13 protein-coding genes are annotated in these 14,629 nt (G+C 66.7%); 8 read left to right on the top strand and 5 right to left on the bottom strand.

What is annotated here, in order from left to right; translation table 11 throughout:
- Entirely contained in the window at window positions 1-870 is an 870-nt protein-coding gene (locus ASF87_RS00790) for a TatD family hydrolase (RefSeq protein WP_056373453.1), read from the top strand.
- Here the strand turns inward: ASF87_RS00790 and ASF87_RS00785 are convergent.
- Window positions 852-2,129 carry an MFS transporter gene (locus ASF87_RS00785; protein WP_235558834.1) on the bottom strand — a complete coding sequence of 426 codons (1,278 nt, stop codon included), beginning with the start codon at window positions 2,127-2,129 and terminating at the stop codon, window positions 852-854. The genes ASF87_RS00790 and ASF87_RS00785 overlap by 19 nt on opposite strands.
- A 56-nt stretch (window positions 2,130-2,185) precedes the next feature.
- Here ASF87_RS00785 and rsmA point away from each other — a divergent pair, with 56 nt between their 5' ends.
- The 7 genes from rsmA to ASF87_RS00750 all read left to right on the top strand — a co-directional run bounded on the left by rsmA (window position 2,186) and on the right by ASF87_RS00750 (window position 10,402).
- Window positions 2,186-3,055: a 16S rRNA (adenine(1518)-N(6)/adenine(1519)-N(6))-dimethyltransferase RsmA gene (gene rsmA / locus ASF87_RS00780; RefSeq protein ID WP_056373449.1), complete on the top strand. Its 870-nt coding sequence runs from the start codon at window positions 2,186-2,188 to the stop codon at window positions 3,053-3,055.
- A 9-nt stretch (window positions 3,056-3,064) separates the two neighbouring features.
- Window positions 3,065-4,132, top strand: coding sequence for an L-glyceraldehyde 3-phosphate reductase (gene mgrA, locus ASF87_RS00775; protein ID WP_056373447.1), 1,068 nt, complete (start codon window positions 3,065-3,067; stop codon window positions 4,130-4,132).
- A 13-nt stretch (window positions 4,133-4,145) separates the two neighbouring features.
- Entirely contained in the window at window positions 4,146-5,078 is a 933-nt protein-coding gene (locus ASF87_RS00770) for a 4-(cytidine 5'-diphospho)-2-C-methyl-D-erythritol kinase (protein WP_042537400.1), read from the top strand.
- Window positions 5,079-5,178: 100 nt separating this feature from the next.
- Complete coding sequence (locus tag ASF87_RS00765) at window positions 5,179-6,192, top strand: LacI family DNA-binding transcriptional regulator (protein ID WP_056373445.1); 1,014 nt, start codon at window positions 5,179-5,181, stop codon at window positions 6,190-6,192.
- A 155-nt stretch (window positions 6,193-6,347) separates the two neighbouring features.
- Window positions 6,348-7,868, top strand: a complete 1,521-nt coding sequence (gene mmsA / locus ASF87_RS00760; protein WP_327037343.1) for a multiple monosaccharide ABC transporter ATP-binding protein — start codon at window positions 6,348-6,350, stop codon at window positions 7,866-7,868.
- The gene (mmsB, locus tag ASF87_RS00755; protein WP_042537404.1) at window positions 7,865-9,220 is read left to right on the top strand and encodes a multiple monosaccharide ABC transporter permease; all 1,356 of its coding nucleotides are present in this window, start codon (window positions 7,865-7,867) and stop codon (window positions 9,218-9,220) included. Before mmsA ends, mmsB begins: the two co-directional genes overlap by 4 nt.
- Before the next feature lie 60 nt (window positions 9,221-9,280).
- Entirely contained in the window at window positions 9,281-10,402 is a 1,122-nt protein-coding gene (locus tag ASF87_RS00750) for a substrate-binding domain-containing protein (RefSeq protein ID WP_056373441.1), read from the top strand.
- 146 nt (window positions 10,403-10,548) lie between these two features.
- Here the strand turns inward: ASF87_RS00750 and ASF87_RS00745 are convergent, their stop codons facing one another.
- The 4 genes from ASF87_RS00745 to ASF87_RS00730 form a co-directional block, all read right to left on the bottom strand.
- Entirely contained in the window at window positions 10,549-11,379 is an 831-nt protein-coding gene (locus ASF87_RS00745) for a hypothetical protein (RefSeq protein WP_157549974.1), read from the bottom strand.
- Window positions 11,380-11,677: 298 nt separating this feature from the next.
- Window positions 11,678-12,499 carry a PKD domain-containing protein gene (locus ASF87_RS00740; protein ID WP_235558833.1) on the bottom strand — a complete coding sequence of 274 codons (822 nt, stop codon included), beginning with the start codon at window positions 12,497-12,499 and terminating at the stop codon, window positions 11,678-11,680.
- Window positions 12,500-12,528: 29 nt separating this feature from the next.
- A complete protein-coding gene (locus ASF87_RS00735; RefSeq protein ID WP_056373437.1) occupies window positions 12,529-13,056 on the bottom strand; it encodes a hypothetical protein in 528 nt (175 codons plus the stop codon).
- A gap of 153 nt (window positions 13,057-13,209) precedes the next feature.
- Window positions 13,210-14,547 (bottom strand): HNH endonuclease signature motif containing protein, encoded by a 1,338-nt coding sequence (locus ASF87_RS00730; protein WP_056373435.1) that lies wholly within the window; start codon window positions 14,545-14,547, stop codon window positions 13,210-13,212.
- Window positions 14,548-14,629 lie beyond the last annotated feature (82 nt).

Raw genomic sequence — 14,629 nt, 5'->3', positions numbered from 1 at the left:
ATGACCTACGTGCAGCAGCGAGACGGCGAGGGACGCAAGAACCTGCGGTATCCGGCGGCCCCCGAGCCGCTGTCCGTGCCCGTGTACGACAACCACGCGCATCTCGAGATCCTCGACGGCGATGAGCCGCTGTCGCTGACCGAGCAGCTGGATCGGGCCCAGGCCGTGGGCATCGCCGGGGTGGTGCAGGCGTCGGGTGACATCGAGTCTTCTCGGTGGGCGGTCGAGGCGGCGGAATCGGACTCCCGTGTGCTCGCGGCTGTCGCGATCCACCCGAACGACGCGCCTGCCTACGCCGAAGAGGGGCGCCTCGATGAGGCCATCGCGGTGATCGACGAGCTCGCCGCGCACCCCCGCACGCGGGCGATCGGCGAGACGGGGCTCGACTTCTTCCGCACCGGGCCCGAGCGCCGAGCACCGCAGTTCGAGTCCTTCGAGGCTCACATCGCGCTCGCGAAGAAGCATGGCATCGCGATGCAGATCCATGACCGCGACGCGCACGACGCGGTTCTCGAGACGCTGACGCGGGTGGGTGCCCCCGACCGGACCGTGTTCCACTGCTTCTCGGGTGACGACGAGATGGCCCGGATCTGTGCGGATGCCGGATACCACCTGTCGTTCGCGGGCAACGTCACGTTCAAGAACGCGCAGAATCTGCGCGACGCGCTGAAGGTGACGCCGCTGGATCGCATCCTGGTCGAGACCGACGCGCCGTTCCTCACCCCGACGCCGCTGCGCGGCCGGCCGAACGCGCCGTATCTCGTGCCGATCACGGTGCGGTTCATGGCCGCCGAGCTCGGCATCGAGGTCGACGAGCTCTCTGCCCAGCTCGCCGCGAACACCCTGCGGGTCTACGGCTCGTTCACCTGAGTCTCGATCGCCTGCGTGTCGGAGACCGGCTTCGCCGACACGATCTGCGAGATCGGCTTCCACACGAACAGCAGTGTGAGCGCAGCGCCGACGAACGCGAACCACCACGGAGCGGTGAGACCCCAGAACTGCGCGATCACGCCGCCCAGTGCTTGCCCGATCACCATGCCGCCGAACACGCCGACCATGTTGACCGAGGCGACCCGGCCCTGCAGCTCGGGCGGCACGAGGCGCTGACGGACGGTCGTCGAGATCGTGCCCCAGATGAACGCGTAGGCGCCGAAGACGAACATGATCACGAGCGCGACCCACCCGGTGCTGGTGAGCGCGAAGGCGAGGTGCATCAGCACTTCGAGAGACAGCACGACGCGCATGAGCGTCGCGAAGGACACGTGTCGTTCGAGCCACCCGAAGCACAGCGTGGCGAGGATGCCACCGGCGGCGGATGCCGTGGTCAGCGCTCCATAGCCGACGGCGCCCATGTTCAGGTGCTCGGTGGCGTAGAGCACGAGCACGCCCCAGGGGGCCGCCCAGGTCACGTTGAACACCAGGATGATGAGCACGAGCATCCGCACCGGCGGGTTCTGCCAGAGCCACCGCAGGCCCTCAGCGATGTCGGTGTGCACGTGCGTCTTCTCGGTGTCGCCCGTCGCCCGGGGCGGCACCGGCGTGCGGGCCATGCGCGAGATCAGCACGACCGCGAGGAGCACGCAGAGGACCTCGAGCAGGAAGGGCCACGCCGTGCCCGCGGCGAAGAGGAAGGCTCCCAGCGGAGGACCCGCGAACTGGTTCGCGACGAGGTACCCGGCCTGCAGACGCGCGTTGCCGATGCCCAGATCGGCGGGCTTCACGAGCATCGGCAGCAGCGTGCTTCCCGCCGTGTCGACGAAGACCTCTGCCGTGCCGTAGAGGAAGGCCACAGCGAGCACGATCCAGATGTTCGCCGTGCCCGTGAGCAGCAACGCGCAGAGGCCTGCGAGCACCACGGCCCGCGCCGCGTTGGCGAACATCACGAGGCGTCGGCGGTCGAACCGGTCGGCGATCGCTCCGGCGTGCAGCCCGAACAGCAGCCACGGAAGGAACTGCATGATGGCGCCGGCGGCGACGAGGATCGGCGATGACGTCATCGAGGCGATGAGCAGGGGAGCGGCCGCCAGAGCGACGCCGTCTCCGACGTTGCTCGTCCACGACGATGCGAGCAGCCAGCGGAAATCCCTGCCCATCCGACGGGGCGCGATCAGTTCACCGAGGGAGGGCACCACAGAAGACTACTGGCGGATTCGGACACCGGTGAGGGGTGGGGGACAATGGAGCAATGACAGTCACCCTGCTCGGCGCCACCGAGATCCGCCGCCTCGCCGCTCAGCTCGACGTCACCCCGACCAAGAAGCTCGGACAGAACTTCGTCGTCGATGCCAACACCGTGCGCAAGATCGTGCACGCCGCCCGCGTGCAGCCGGGGGAGCGGGTCGTCGAGGTCGGGCCGGGGCTCGGTTCGCTCACCCTCGCGATCCTCGAGACCGGGGCATCCGTCACCGCCGTCGAGATCGACCACCGGCTCGCAGCCCGGCTCGCCCAGACCGCGGTCGAGCACGGCGTTCCCGCCGAGAGGCTCACGGTCGTCGATGCCGACGCGCTGCGCATCACCGAGCTGCCCGGCGAACCCACCGTGCTGGTCGCGAATCTCCCCTACAACGTCTCCGTCCCCGTGCTGCTGCACTTCCTCGAGAACTTCTCGTACCTGAAGCGCGGCGTCGTGATGGTGCAGGCCGAGGTCGCCGAGCGCATCGCGGCCAAGCCAGGGTCGAAGATCTACGGCACCCCGAGCGTCAAGGCGGCCTGGTACGGCGAATGGAGGCTCTCGGGCACCGTGTCCCGTCAGGTCTTCTGGCCGGTGCCCAACGTCGACAGCCTCCTCGTCGGCTTCGACCGGTCGGAGGGCGAGCGCGGCACGGAGGATGAACGCCGACTCACCTTCACGATCGTGGATGCCGCCTTCAACCAGCGCCGCAAGATGCTCCGTCAGGCGTTGTCCGAGCTCTTCGGCAGCTCGGCCGCGGCATCCGAGATCCTGATCGCAGCAGGAGTCGCGCCGACCGCTCGCGGCGAGGATCTCACGGTCGACGACTATCACCGTATTGCGCGGCACGTCGCCCAGATCGAAGACACCGCCATCACCGGCTAACCTGGCACGGTGACCGAGTCTCCCCGCTTCCGTCCCAACGTCCCTGAGCTCCACCGGCCGTACGCTGCCGACGAGAGCCGCTACCAGCAGTTCGAGTACCGCCAGGTCGGCTCCTCGGGGCTCTACCTGCCGCCGATCTCGCTGGGCCTGTGGTGGAACTTCGGCGACAACATCCCGCTCGACAACCAGCGCGCACTGCTGCGTCACGCGTTCGACCGGGGCATCACCCACTTCGACCTCGCGAACAACTACGGGCCGCCCTACGGCTCCGCCGAGAAGAACTTCGGTCGCATCTTCGCCGAGGACTTCCGCCCCTATCGTGACGAGCTGATCATCTCGTCGAAGGCGGGCTGGGACATGTGGCCGGGGCCGTACGGCGACCTCGGGAGCCGCAAGTACATCCTCGCGAGTGCCGAGCAGTCGCTCACGCGCATGGGTCTCGACCACGTCGACATCTTCTACTCGCACCGTGCAGACCCGGTGACCCCCGTCGCCGAGACCGTCGGCGCACTGGACACGCTCGTGCGTCAGGGCAAGGCGCTCTACGTGGGCATCTCGTCGTACAGCGCCGAGCGCACGGCCGAGGCCGTCGCCGTCGCCACCGAGCTCGGCACCCCGCTCGTCATCCACCAGCCCGCCTATTCGATCCTCAACCGCTGGGTCGAAGACGGGCTCACCGAGACGCTCGAGCAGTCCGGCGTCGGCGCGATCGCCTTCACACCGCTGGCGCAGGGGCTCCTCACTGACAAGTACCTCGGTGACGGCACCGCGGCTCGGGCCCAGAAGCGCGGGTCGCTGCCCGATGCTCCGCTGTCGGATGCCGCTGTGGAGACGCTCCGGTCGCTCAACGCCATCGCCGAGAGTCGGGGGCAGTCGCTGGCTCAGATGGCGATCCAGTGGACGCTGCGCAACCCGGTGGTCGCCTCTGCACTGGTCGGGGCGTCGCGCCCCGAGCAGCTCGATGAGAACATCGCCGCCGTCAACGGACCGGCATTCACGGCTGACGAGCTCAGCCGCATCGATGAGGCGGCCGGGGCCATCGACGTCGACCTGTGGGCGTCGTCCACGGAGCTGTGACGGGAGCACCGAGATGAGCTTCGCCGCCCCCGTCGATTCCGTGCACGTGCGCGCGCCAGGCAAGATCAACGTCTACCTGGGCGTGGGCGGCCGTCACGACGACGGGTACCACGCGCTGGCGACAGTGTTCCAGGCGGTGTCGCTCTATGAGGACGTGATCGCCCGGCACGCCGACGACTTCTCGATCACGGTGTCGGGCGTCGATGACCCGGACACGGTGCCGCTCGACGATCGCAACCTCGCCATGCGAGCGGCGAAGCTGCTGGCGACCGCAGCCGAGTACGGCGGCGGGGTGGCGCTCGAGATCCGCAAGAGCGTGCCCGTCGCCGGGGGCATGGGAGGCGGGTCAGCGGATGCCGCTGCCGCCCTCGTGGCCTGCGATGCGCTGTGGGGCACCGGGTTCTCGACGGCGCGCCTGCACGAGCTCGCGGCACGCCTCGGCGCCGATGTGCCCTTCGCGCTCCACGGCGGCACCGCCGTCGGCACGGGTCGGGGAGACCAGTTGAACCCGGCATTGGCGAGAGGACGCTTCGACTGGGTGCTCGTCCCGAGTGACGAGGGGCTGTCGACGCCGGTCGTGTACGCGCGGCTCGATGCCCTGCGCGACGCCGAGGGCGCGCTCGCCGACGATCCGCCGCTGTCGCTCGAAGTTCCGGCGCCCGTGCTGCAGGCGCTGCGCTCGGGCGACCCGGATCTGCTGTCCGAGAGCATCTACAACGACCTGCAGGAGGCCGCCCTGCATGAGCGGCCGGAACTCGAGACGACGATACTGCGCGGCATCCATGCCGGTGCGCTGCAGGGGATCGTGTCCGGTTCAGGGCCCACCGTCGCACTCCTCTGCGCGAGCCCCGAGGGTGCGCAGGAAGTGCAGTCGCTGCTGCGCGAGCACGGGCTCGAGTCGCTGCATGTGCACGGCCCGGTGCCGGGCGCTCGCATCCTCGCCTGACCCGCGCTGTCGGCATCCTCGCGTCGGCGAGGTGCGTTCGGCGCGCTCGGCATACATAATGAAGAGACGATGTGACCGTGCACATACAAGGAGGTCTGTGATGTCGACTGCCTCCGAGCGTGCCCGGATGCCGAGCATCCGCGACGTCGCTCGACTCGCAGGGGTGTCGCACCAGACCGTCTCGAGGGTGCTGAACGATCACGCGAGCATCCGTCCCGAGACCAAGGCCAAGGTGCTCGACGCCATCGCGGTGCTCGACTACCGTCCCAATCTCGCAGCCCGGGCGCTGGTGACCAGCAAGTCCAACATGCTGGGCATCCTCGCGGCGACCGTCGGGGAGTTCGGGCCCACGTCCTCGATCGTCGGCATCGAGGATGCCGCCCGCGAAGAGGGGTACTCGGTCTCGACGCTCAACCTCTCGGCCACGACGCCGGAGGCGATCGGCAATGCCCTGCGGCAGCTGGCGCGCGAGCAGGTCGACGGCATCGTGGTGCTGGCGCCGCAGGTCAGGGCGTTCCACGTGCTCAAGGGCATGGCGGTCGAGATGCCGTTCGTGTCGCTGCAGACCGCCTCGGGCTCCGACGGGGTGACACTGTCGGCAGACCAGGTCGCGGGTGCCCGCGCCGCCACCGAGCATCTGATCGGGCTCGGCCACAGCGACATCATCCACATCGCAGGGCCCCAGGACTGGATCGAGGCCGAGTCGCGCATGCGCGGGTACCTGGATGCGCTGCGCGAAGCCGATCTTCCGACCTTCCCGCCGATCCGCGGCGACTGGACGGCCGACTTCGGCTACTTCGCGGGCAAGGAACTGTCGCGCCGCCGCGATTTCACGGCCGTGTTCGTTGCGAACGACCAGATGGCCATCGGTCTGATGCACGGCTTCCGGGATGCCGGCGTCCGCGTGCCCGAGGATGTGAGCGTCGTCGGCTTCGACGACATCCCCGTCGCCGCGCATGTCGCGCCGACTCTGAGCACCGTGCATCAGGACTTCCCCGAGCTCGGGCGCCGGGCGGTGCGGATCCTGCTCGCGCAGATCCGGGGTGAGCAGGTGCCCGAGTTCGGGCCGCTCCAGACCGCCCTGCGCACGAGGGAATCGTCCGCACCTCGATAGAGCCACAATTTGGCTCGTGGTCTTGACAGGGTCTCGGCGAGCGTAGACTATGTAATCCAATGTGAACGGTCACATCGAAGGTGACCGCCCGTCGCGAGGAAGATCTTGTGAGCACCACAGCAACGTTGCCGGTCGTGTCAGGCCCCATCCTGGAGATGCGCAGCATCACCAAGGAGTTCCCGGGTGTCAAGGCGCTGTCCGACGTGTCCATCACCGTCCGCGCAGGAGAGATCCATGCGATCTGCGGGGAGAACGGCGCCGGGAAGTCGACCTTGATGAAGGTCCTCTCCGGCGTGTACCCCTACGGCACGTACGAGGGGGACATCCTGCTCTATGGCGAGGAGCAGCGCTACCGCGACATCGCGGCGAGCGAGCAGGCCGGGATCGCGATCATCCACCAGGAGCTCGCGCTGATCCCCGAGCTCTCGATCACCGAGAACATCTTCCTCGGCAACGAGATCCGCAGCTTCGGCAAGATCGACTGGCGTGCACAGCGCCAGCGCACGGTCGAGCTGCTGGCTCGCGTCGGCCTGCGCGAAGACCCCGACGTGGCCATCAAGACTCTCGGTGTCGGCAAGCAGCAGCTGATCGAGATCGCCAAGGCCCTCAACAAGGACGTCAAGCTCCTCATCCTCGATGAGCCCACCGCCGCCCTGAACGAGAACGACTCGCAGCACCTGCTCGACCTGATCCTGGGCCTCAAGGCCAAGGGCATCGCGTCGATCATGATCAGCCACAAGCTCAACGAGATCGAGCAGATCGCCGACGAGATCACGATCATCCGCGACGGTCGCACGGTCGAGACGCTCGACATCTCGCGCGGCGAGATCAACGAGGACAGGATCATCCGCGGGATGGTCGGACGCTCGCTCGAGAGCCGATACCCAGACCGCACCCCCGAGATCGGGGAGGTCTTCTTCGAGGTCAAGGACTGGTGGGTGCAGCACCCGACCGTCTCCGAGCGCATGGTCGTCAAGGGATCGAACCTCAACGTCCGCCGCGGCGAGGTCGTCGGCATCGCCGGGCTGATGGGCGCGGGCCGCACCGAGTTCATGATGAGCATCTTCGGCCGCTCGTACGGCAACTTCCTGGGCGGGCAGATCGTCAAGGACGGCCAGGAGATCTCGATCCCAGACGTCTCCTCCGCCATCAAGCACGGTCTCGCGTACGTCAGCGAGGACCGCAAGGTGCTCGGCCTCAACCTGCTCGACACCATCAAGCGGTCGGTCGTGGCGGCCAAGCTGTCGAAGATCTCGAAGCGCGGCGTCGTCGACGAGCGCGAGGAGTACTCGGTCGCCGAGCGCTACCGCAAGGCGCTGCGCATCAAGACGCCGAGCGTCGAAGAGGGCGTCGGCAAGCTCTCGGGAGGAAACCAGCAGAAGGTCGTGCTGGCGCGGTGGATGTTCACCGACCCCGATCTGCTGATCCTCGACGAGCCCACCCGAGGCATCGACGTGGGTGCGAAGTACGAGATCTACGCGATCATCAACGAGCTCGCCTCGCAGGGCAAGGGCGTCATCGTCATCTCCAGCGAGCTGCCCGAGCTGCTCGGCATCTCCGACCGCATCTACACAGTCTTCGAAGGTCGGGTCACCGACTGCATCCCGGCCGACCAGGCGACACCCGAGGCCCTCATGCGCAGCATGACCTCCGCGACTCAGAAAGCATCAGCATGACCACCGACCTCACGACAACGAAGCGCGGCTTCCACTTCGGCGACATCCGCAAGATGTTCGGAAGCAACGGCACCTCGTCGCTGCGCCAGTTCGGCATCCTGGGCAGCCTCATCGTCATCATCGCCCTCTTCGAGATCCTGACGCTGCTCCGCAACGGACCGAACGGCGCGACTCTGACGTCGGGCAACCTGATCAACGTCATCAACCAGTACTCGTTCATCCTGATCCTCGCGATCGGCATGGTGATGGTCATCATCATGGGGCACATCGACCTGTCGGTCGGCTCGGTGGCGGCGTTCACCGGCATCATCGTCGCGAAGTCGATGGCCGACTGGAACCTCCCTTGGCCGGCGGCGATCCTCCTCGGCCTCGGTGTGGGTGCCCTCGTGGGTGCCTGGCAGGGATTCTGGGTGGCGTATGTCGGGGTGCCCGCGTTCATCGTGACGCTCGCCGGCATGCTCTTCTTCCGCGGCGCGCAGCAGTGGATCGGTGACGCTCAGACGATTCCGGTGCCCAAGGGCTTCCAGGTGATCGGCACCGGCTATCTGCCCGAGGTCGGGCTTCCGCTCGACTTCAACGTGCCGACGATGCTCCTCGCCCTGGTCGCCGTGGCGTGGCTGGTCTTCTGGGAGATCCGCACCCGTCGCCAGCAGCACAAGATGGGCTCCGACAGCGCGCCTCTGTGGGTCAGCGTGGTCAAGGTCGTGCTGCTCTCGGTCGTCGTCCTCGCCGCGGCGTGGATGTTCGCGACCGGTCGCCCCGGCACGAGCTTCCCGGTTCCGGGTCTGATCCTGCTCGCGCTGGTCATCATCTACTCGTTCATCACGCGGAACACCGTGTTCGGCCGTCACATCTACGCCGTGGGTGGCAACCGTCAGGCCGCACGCCTCTCGGGTGTCAAGGACCGCTGGGTCGACTTCTTCGTCATGATGAACATGTCGATGATGGCCGCTCTCGCCGGCATGATCTTCGTCGCCCGTTCGCAGGCGTCCGGACCGAACGACGGCACCGGCTGGGAGCTCGACGCCATCGCATCCGTGTTCATCGGTGGCGCCGCCGTCGCGGGTGGCATCGGCACCGTGATCGGATCGATCATCGGTGGTCTGGTCATGGCCTTCCTCAACAACGGTCTCGCTCTGCTCGGCCAGGGTGCCGACGTCGTCTCGATGATCAAGGGCCTCGTGCTCCTGCTCGCGGTCGGCATCGACGTCTGGAACAAGCAGCAGGGCCGCCCGTCTCTCATCGGTTTCATGATGCGTCGCTCGAGCCGCCAGCAGGACCCGGCCACCGAGACGTTCGAACCCAACAGGACTTACCAAGCCCCTCCCGTCGACAAGACAAGGGCCGAGTAAGCGGAATCTCCGCGCAGTGCTCGCACGCAGAATCCGTCACATCACACAGAAAGAGATCACATGAAGAAGATCATCGTCACAGCGACAGCGCTCGTCGCGACGGCTGCCTTCGCACTCACGGGCTGCTCCGGTGAGCGCGGCGGCGGAACCGACACGGGATCCGGCGAAGAGGCCGAAGCAGGCTTCGCCGCCGATTCTCCGATCGGTGTCGCGCTTCCCGACAAGACCAGTGAGAACTGGGTCCTCGCGGGCCAGCTCTTCACGGACGGCCTCGAAGAGGCCGGCTTCAAGGCCGACGTGCAGTACGCTCCGGCGAGCAACACGGTCGCCGAGCAGCAGAACCAGATCCAGGCCATGGTCACCAACGGCGCCAAGGTCATCATCATCGGTGCGAAGGATGGCAAGCAGCTCGCCACCCAGGTGCAGGCCGCCAAGGATGCAGGCGCGTACGTGATCGCGTACGACCGTCTGATCGAGAACACCGAGGCTGTCGACTACTACGTCGCGTTCGACAACTTCAAGGTCGGCCAGCTGCAGGGCCAGGCTCTGCTCGACGGACTCGCCGAGCGTGCGGGCCACGAGGCTCCGTACAACATCGAGCTCTTCTCGGGCTCGCCGGATGACGCCAACTCGAAGGTCTTCTTCGACGGCGCCATGGACGTGCTCCAGCCGGAGATCGACAACGGCAACCTCGTCGTCGTGTCTGGTCAGACCGAGATCGCGCAGACCGCGACCGAGGGATGGCTTCCGGAGAACGCGCAGAACCGCATGGACACGCTTCTGACCTCGTCGTACAGCGGTGACACCGTGGTCGACGGTGTGCTGTCGCCGAACGACACCCTTGCTCGCGCCATCATCACGTCGGTGCAGCAGGCCGGCAAGCCGGTTCCGGTCGTCACGGGTCAGGACTCCGAGGTCGAGTCGGTGAAGTCGATCATGGAGGGTATCCAGTACTCCACGATCAACAAGGACACCGCGCTGCTCGTCGAGCAGTCGATCAAGATGGTCGGCCAGCTGCAGAAGGGCGAGGAGGTCGACGTCAACGACGAGGAGTCGTACGACAACGGCGCCAAGGTTGTTCCGGCATACCTGCTCGACCCGATCATCGTCACGAAGGAGAACGCCGCTGAAGCCTACGCCAACGTGCCGAGCCTCCTCGAGATCGTGAAGTCGTACCAGTAAGCGATTCCGCTCGAACAACGACGAGCCGTCCGGACCTTCGGGTCCGGGCGGCTCTTTGCCATGTCGGGTCGACTTTTCACACCGCGCGCGGGCGAGCCGCTGGCGAGAAGCGGACGTCCTGTCGGAGGACGTCCGCACACGGTGCGCTAGCCCCAGAGGGGGTCGTCGGGATCGGGAGAGTCTGTGCCGTCGGCATCTGTCATGATGCGCGCTTCAGCGATCCACGACGTCAGAGCGCCATCGCGGAGGAGATGAGGTCGCGGTGTGTCGAGCAAAACGGAGGCGGTCACCTTGTCCAGCGGCTCATCGCTCGCGAAGATGACGACGTTGCCGAGTGGCCCTTCCGCATCTTCCGGCTCTGTGTCAAGCACGACAGCGACGTGATCGAACACGGTGCTCAGGGTCGCGGCCTGTCGTCGTGAGTATTCGAACGGATGCCCGTCGAGCAGGTTCACGGCGACCACGCCCGCTGCTGCGGAGCGGGCGGCGACCCGGCGATAGAACTCCTGGCTGGCCACACGATGCCGGATGACGGCGGCATCCCAGAGATCGACGACGGTGAAGCACGCCTCCACCCAATCGGTGTCGACTGCGGTGCGGTAACTCGCTGCGTCGTCAAGCCCGGGGGACGGAGATGACTGCACCGGCGATGTCTTCTCGTTCGGAAAAGCGGCGTCCGCGACCGTACGAGCGTCACCGAGGATGACTCGTATGTCAGACCCGGGAGGCAATGGCAGCGCGTCGATGACGGCGGCGTAGAGCGCGGGTTCGAACTCCACCACCAGCTGAGGTGATCCGGCGCGCGTCGCCTGGACGTAGCGTGCCAGCGTGAGTGCTCCGGCGCCCAGATGCACGGTGAACAGCGGCGCATCCGGCTCGGCGGCGGCATCCATTGCGCGGGCGATGTGTCGGGTGTAGCTGTACTCGAGGGCGGTGGGTTCGGTGATCGAGACGACGGACTGCGCAATTCCATCCACGCTGAGCTCGAAGCGACCGGGTCGCCTTCTCGACTGCACCAGCTTTGCCTTGCGGTCGGCTAGTGAGAGCGAGAACACCCGGCGACTCCATGGCACCTGTCTAGTTTAGGCGGGGGATCGGTCGGCGGCTGCCTCTCGAGGAGCAGAGCGCCGTAGGCGAATTTGCTCTCGGAAGGCCGAGCCTCCTCGAGATCGTCGAGTCGCACGAGAAAGCGATCAGTCATCTCGCAGAACAGGGCCGCTCGGACCTTCGGGGTTAGGGGGTCTTCCTTATTGGCGTGCTGCTGTGGTGCGTTCTTCAGCAGCCGACGCCGGCCGGGTTCTCGTCGCAGGTGTGGGCGACGAGCGCGGTGCGGGCTTCGAGGATGCGGATCTCCTGCGTGGCGCCACTGGTGGTGAGCTGCCCGGGGATGTCGATCCAGCCTCCGCCGAGGTTCACCTGCGCGGAGTATCGGATGTCCACGCGGGCCGGGTACACGCCGGGTTCGCGGTAGACATGGCTGGTCGGGGTCGGTGTGAACTGTGCTTGGCCGAGCGCCTCCCACGTCTGCCCCGGCGTTGTCAGTGTCGCCGAGCTGCCGTCGCCGTAGGTGTAGTCGTATGCAGCCGGGACGAATCGCACGCGCAGTGGCAGGCCGAACAGCTCGCCGCCTTGGATCTGCGGTGTCGCAGCAACGGTGAAGTTGGTCGGCATCCCAGCGATCCCGACGTTTCCGGGTTCGGCGGCGGCGACGACGGATGCCGGGGCGAACCGCGCGAGGTCGGAGATGGTGATCGTCGGAGTGCCCTGTGCGGACGGGGTCGTCGCCGGGGCAGCGGGCCGGTTCGGGCGGGGTGCGCATCGCGTGGTGCCCGAGTCGTCCATGCACGCCGCGAGGTCGATCGCTTCATCGCTCGGCACCGACGGTGTGCCGGGGCCGGATGGGCCGCCGGGGCTGCCTGGTCCGCCGTTGCTCTGTCGCGAGCTCGTGCCGGGATCGATGCTGGGCTGCTGTTGTTGCGTGCCCGAGATCGTAAGAGACGAGCCATCCGTGGAGCCGCACAGGCCCATCATCTGCGAGGACGTGGTGCAGGCCGAAGCGGGCTCGGTAGGGGCACTTGGTGCGGCCAGCATAAGCATGAGCGTCATCATCGCTGTCACTGCACTGATCAACACGCTTCCTCGTCTGCGGAATCCTCGTGAGCGATCAGTAGGTGATTGCCGTCGCCGGCGAACTCCACACGCTGCGCAACAACATCGCCTCGGTCAGGAGGCGTTAAGTCGATGCCGCCCGCATCAACGACTCGAAACTTGGATACGTCTATGCACACGATCCCTTCAACCGTCGTGGTCGGCTCGTCACCGCCTGTTTCGGTGCCGCGGAACGACAAGATCTTCGCTTCTCCGCTAGCACGTAACCCCCACTCGCGCAGTGACCTTTGAGCGTCGATGTCACTTTCGAGCGCGATGGATGTGAGGAACTCTTGTGGGTCTGGCTCTGATTCACCACGTACCCGAGCGCTTAGGGCGTCGAAGTACGCCCGGTACACCTCTTCCGCTGCCGCGAATGCCTCCGCCTCACTGGCGAACGCGGGTGTCGGCGTGGGAGCAGGGGCAGGCGCCGGAGCGCACCCGAGCACCTGGCCCAGCGTGAGCCCGACGATCACGACACCCGCACTTCTCCGATGCGTCGTCATCGCCGTCTCATCCCGGGGGCAGCTGTTGATGTCGGTCGAGTCGGGAGCGTCGGCAAGGGTCGCGAGCGAGGAGAGGTCACCGCGCCACCGTAGCCAAAGGGCAATAGGTGCTGTCGCAGTTATCCACAGCGCGAGGCGGCGACCGGGGCTTCCTCAGAACGGCGCGGGCCCAGCATCCTCCTCCACGGTGAAGGTCACCGTGTTCGGTGCAGGAGGAGTGTCGACGTAGGTTCGGCCAGTGGGACTCGTCCATTCCACGACTCCGCCTGGCTGCTGCTCGACGTGCCAGGGGGAGTGATGTTTCAGAACATGATGTCGGCGACAGAAGGACGCGAGGTTCGTCTCGCAGGTCGCGCCACCAGTAGAGGCAGCATGATTGTGGTCGAGATCGCATTTGCTAGCCACGATCCCGCAGGTGGGGAAGCGACATCGCTGGTCACGCGCACGCAGGTGTCTGCGCAGGTGGCGGCTCGGTCTATACCGATCGACCGCGAGCACCCGACCGCTGATCGGATGCGTCAACACCCGGTCCCACCCCTTCGTCTGGCCCGCCATCTTGCGCGCCGTGTCGACATCGATCGGGGTCCGCCCGTCGAGTTCGGCCGGCGGTGCCGCATCGGCATCAGACGAGGCGTGCGCGTCATCATCCATCAGCGTCGTCACCGGAACGGTGATCTCGATCCGGGCGTCGATGGCTCCGAGCAGTCCGTCTTCGCTGTCGTGACCTGTCGGCTGTCCGCTGAGCACGAGATCGGCGAGCAGGTCGGCACGGATCTCATCGACCGTCCGATCATCCGGCTCGAACTCGCTGCCGTCGCGAGCTGCCTGTCGCCTCGCGCGAAGGTTCTCGTTGCGCAGTGCGTGCGCCATCTGCGAGAGACGGTCGAACATGCCGTGGACGAGCGCGGCGGGCGCGTGCGTGTGCAGAGCCGCCATTCCGTCGTCGCCGTCCGTCACCCAGACCCGCCGCTGCGACCTCGCTCGACGGTGTCTCTCCGACACGGTCGTCGAAGCGAACCGCTCGGCTACTCGCCGGGCCAACGCACGCAGACGGTTGGGCGACTCCGCCTCGGCGATCGGGAGGATGACCGCGGAGTACTTCTCACGGTCGCTGGGCGACTCGATGCCCGACCCCGCGTCGACGATCACCCGGGAATGAGCCGGGCTGATCCGCCCAGCCCCCTGTGCCGCCCACACGGCCGGAAACTGATCGACCAGCAGCTCTGCGGCAGCCATCCGCCGCTCGATCGTGCGATCGCTGACGCGCTGCACAGCACCGATCTCGGCAGCCACGGTGCGAAGAGAGTGGTCTCCGCGATCGGGGTGATTACCTTGCTTGGCGATGTCGATCGCCAGCCGCCCGGCGATCGCCAGCAGCCCGTCGCGTGCGGCGCTCATGCTGCTCAGCGTCGCCTCCGCGACCTGCAGCGCGTCGACGAGATCGGCGAGTGTCGCGATCTGTGCGTCCGGCGCGTCGAGCAGTGCTGTCATGTCATAAGTAGATCAGAGACCACCGACATTCGAAGATAAATCCGAAACATTCCGATCTGGATATGATCACGGAAGAGTAACG

This window comes from Microbacterium sp. Leaf161 (assembly GCF_001423645.1).
Taxonomy (GTDB): domain Bacteria; phylum Actinomycetota; class Actinomycetes; order Actinomycetales; family Microbacteriaceae; genus Microbacterium; species Microbacterium forte.
This window is presented reverse-complemented; position numbering and strand designations above follow the sequence as displayed.

What these genes read in the sequence shown, in the direction of transcription:
- ASF87_RS00750 (WP_056373441.1), top strand. Translation starts at nt 9,281, where the DNA reads ATGAAGAAGATCATCGTCACAGCGACAGCGCTCGTCGCGACGGCTGCC.
- rsmA (WP_056373449.1), top strand. Translation starts at nt 2,186, where the DNA reads ATGACAGTCACCCTGCTCGGCGCCACCGAGATCCGCCGCCTCGCCGCT.
- ASF87_RS00730 (WP_056373435.1), bottom strand. Translation starts at nt 14,547, where the DNA reads ATGACAGCACTGCTCGACGCGCCGGACGCACAGATCGCGACACTCGCC.
- ASF87_RS00735 (WP_056373437.1), bottom strand. Translation starts at nt 13,056, where the DNA reads ATGACGACGCATCGGAGAAGTGCGGGTGTCGTGATCGTCGGGCTCACG.
- mmsA (WP_327037343.1), top strand. Translation starts at nt 6,348, where the DNA reads ATGCGCAGCATCACCAAGGAGTTCCCGGGTGTCAAGGCGCTGTCCGAC.
- ASF87_RS00770 (WP_042537400.1), top strand. Translation starts at nt 4,146, where the DNA reads ATGAGCTTCGCCGCCCCCGTCGATTCCGTGCACGTGCGCGCGCCAGGC.
- ASF87_RS00765 (WP_056373445.1), top strand. Translation starts at nt 5,179, where the DNA reads ATGTCGACTGCCTCCGAGCGTGCCCGGATGCCGAGCATCCGCGACGTC.
- mmsB (WP_042537404.1), top strand. Translation starts at nt 7,865, where the DNA reads ATGACCACCGACCTCACGACAACGAAGCGCGGCTTCCACTTCGGCGAC.
- ASF87_RS00740 (WP_235558833.1), bottom strand. Translation starts at nt 12,499, where the DNA reads ATGCTTATGCTGGCCGCACCAAGTGCCCCTACCGAGCCCGCTTCGGCC.
- ASF87_RS00790 (WP_056373453.1), top strand. Translation starts at nt 1, where the DNA reads ATGACCTACGTGCAGCAGCGAGACGGCGAGGGACGCAAGAACCTGCGG.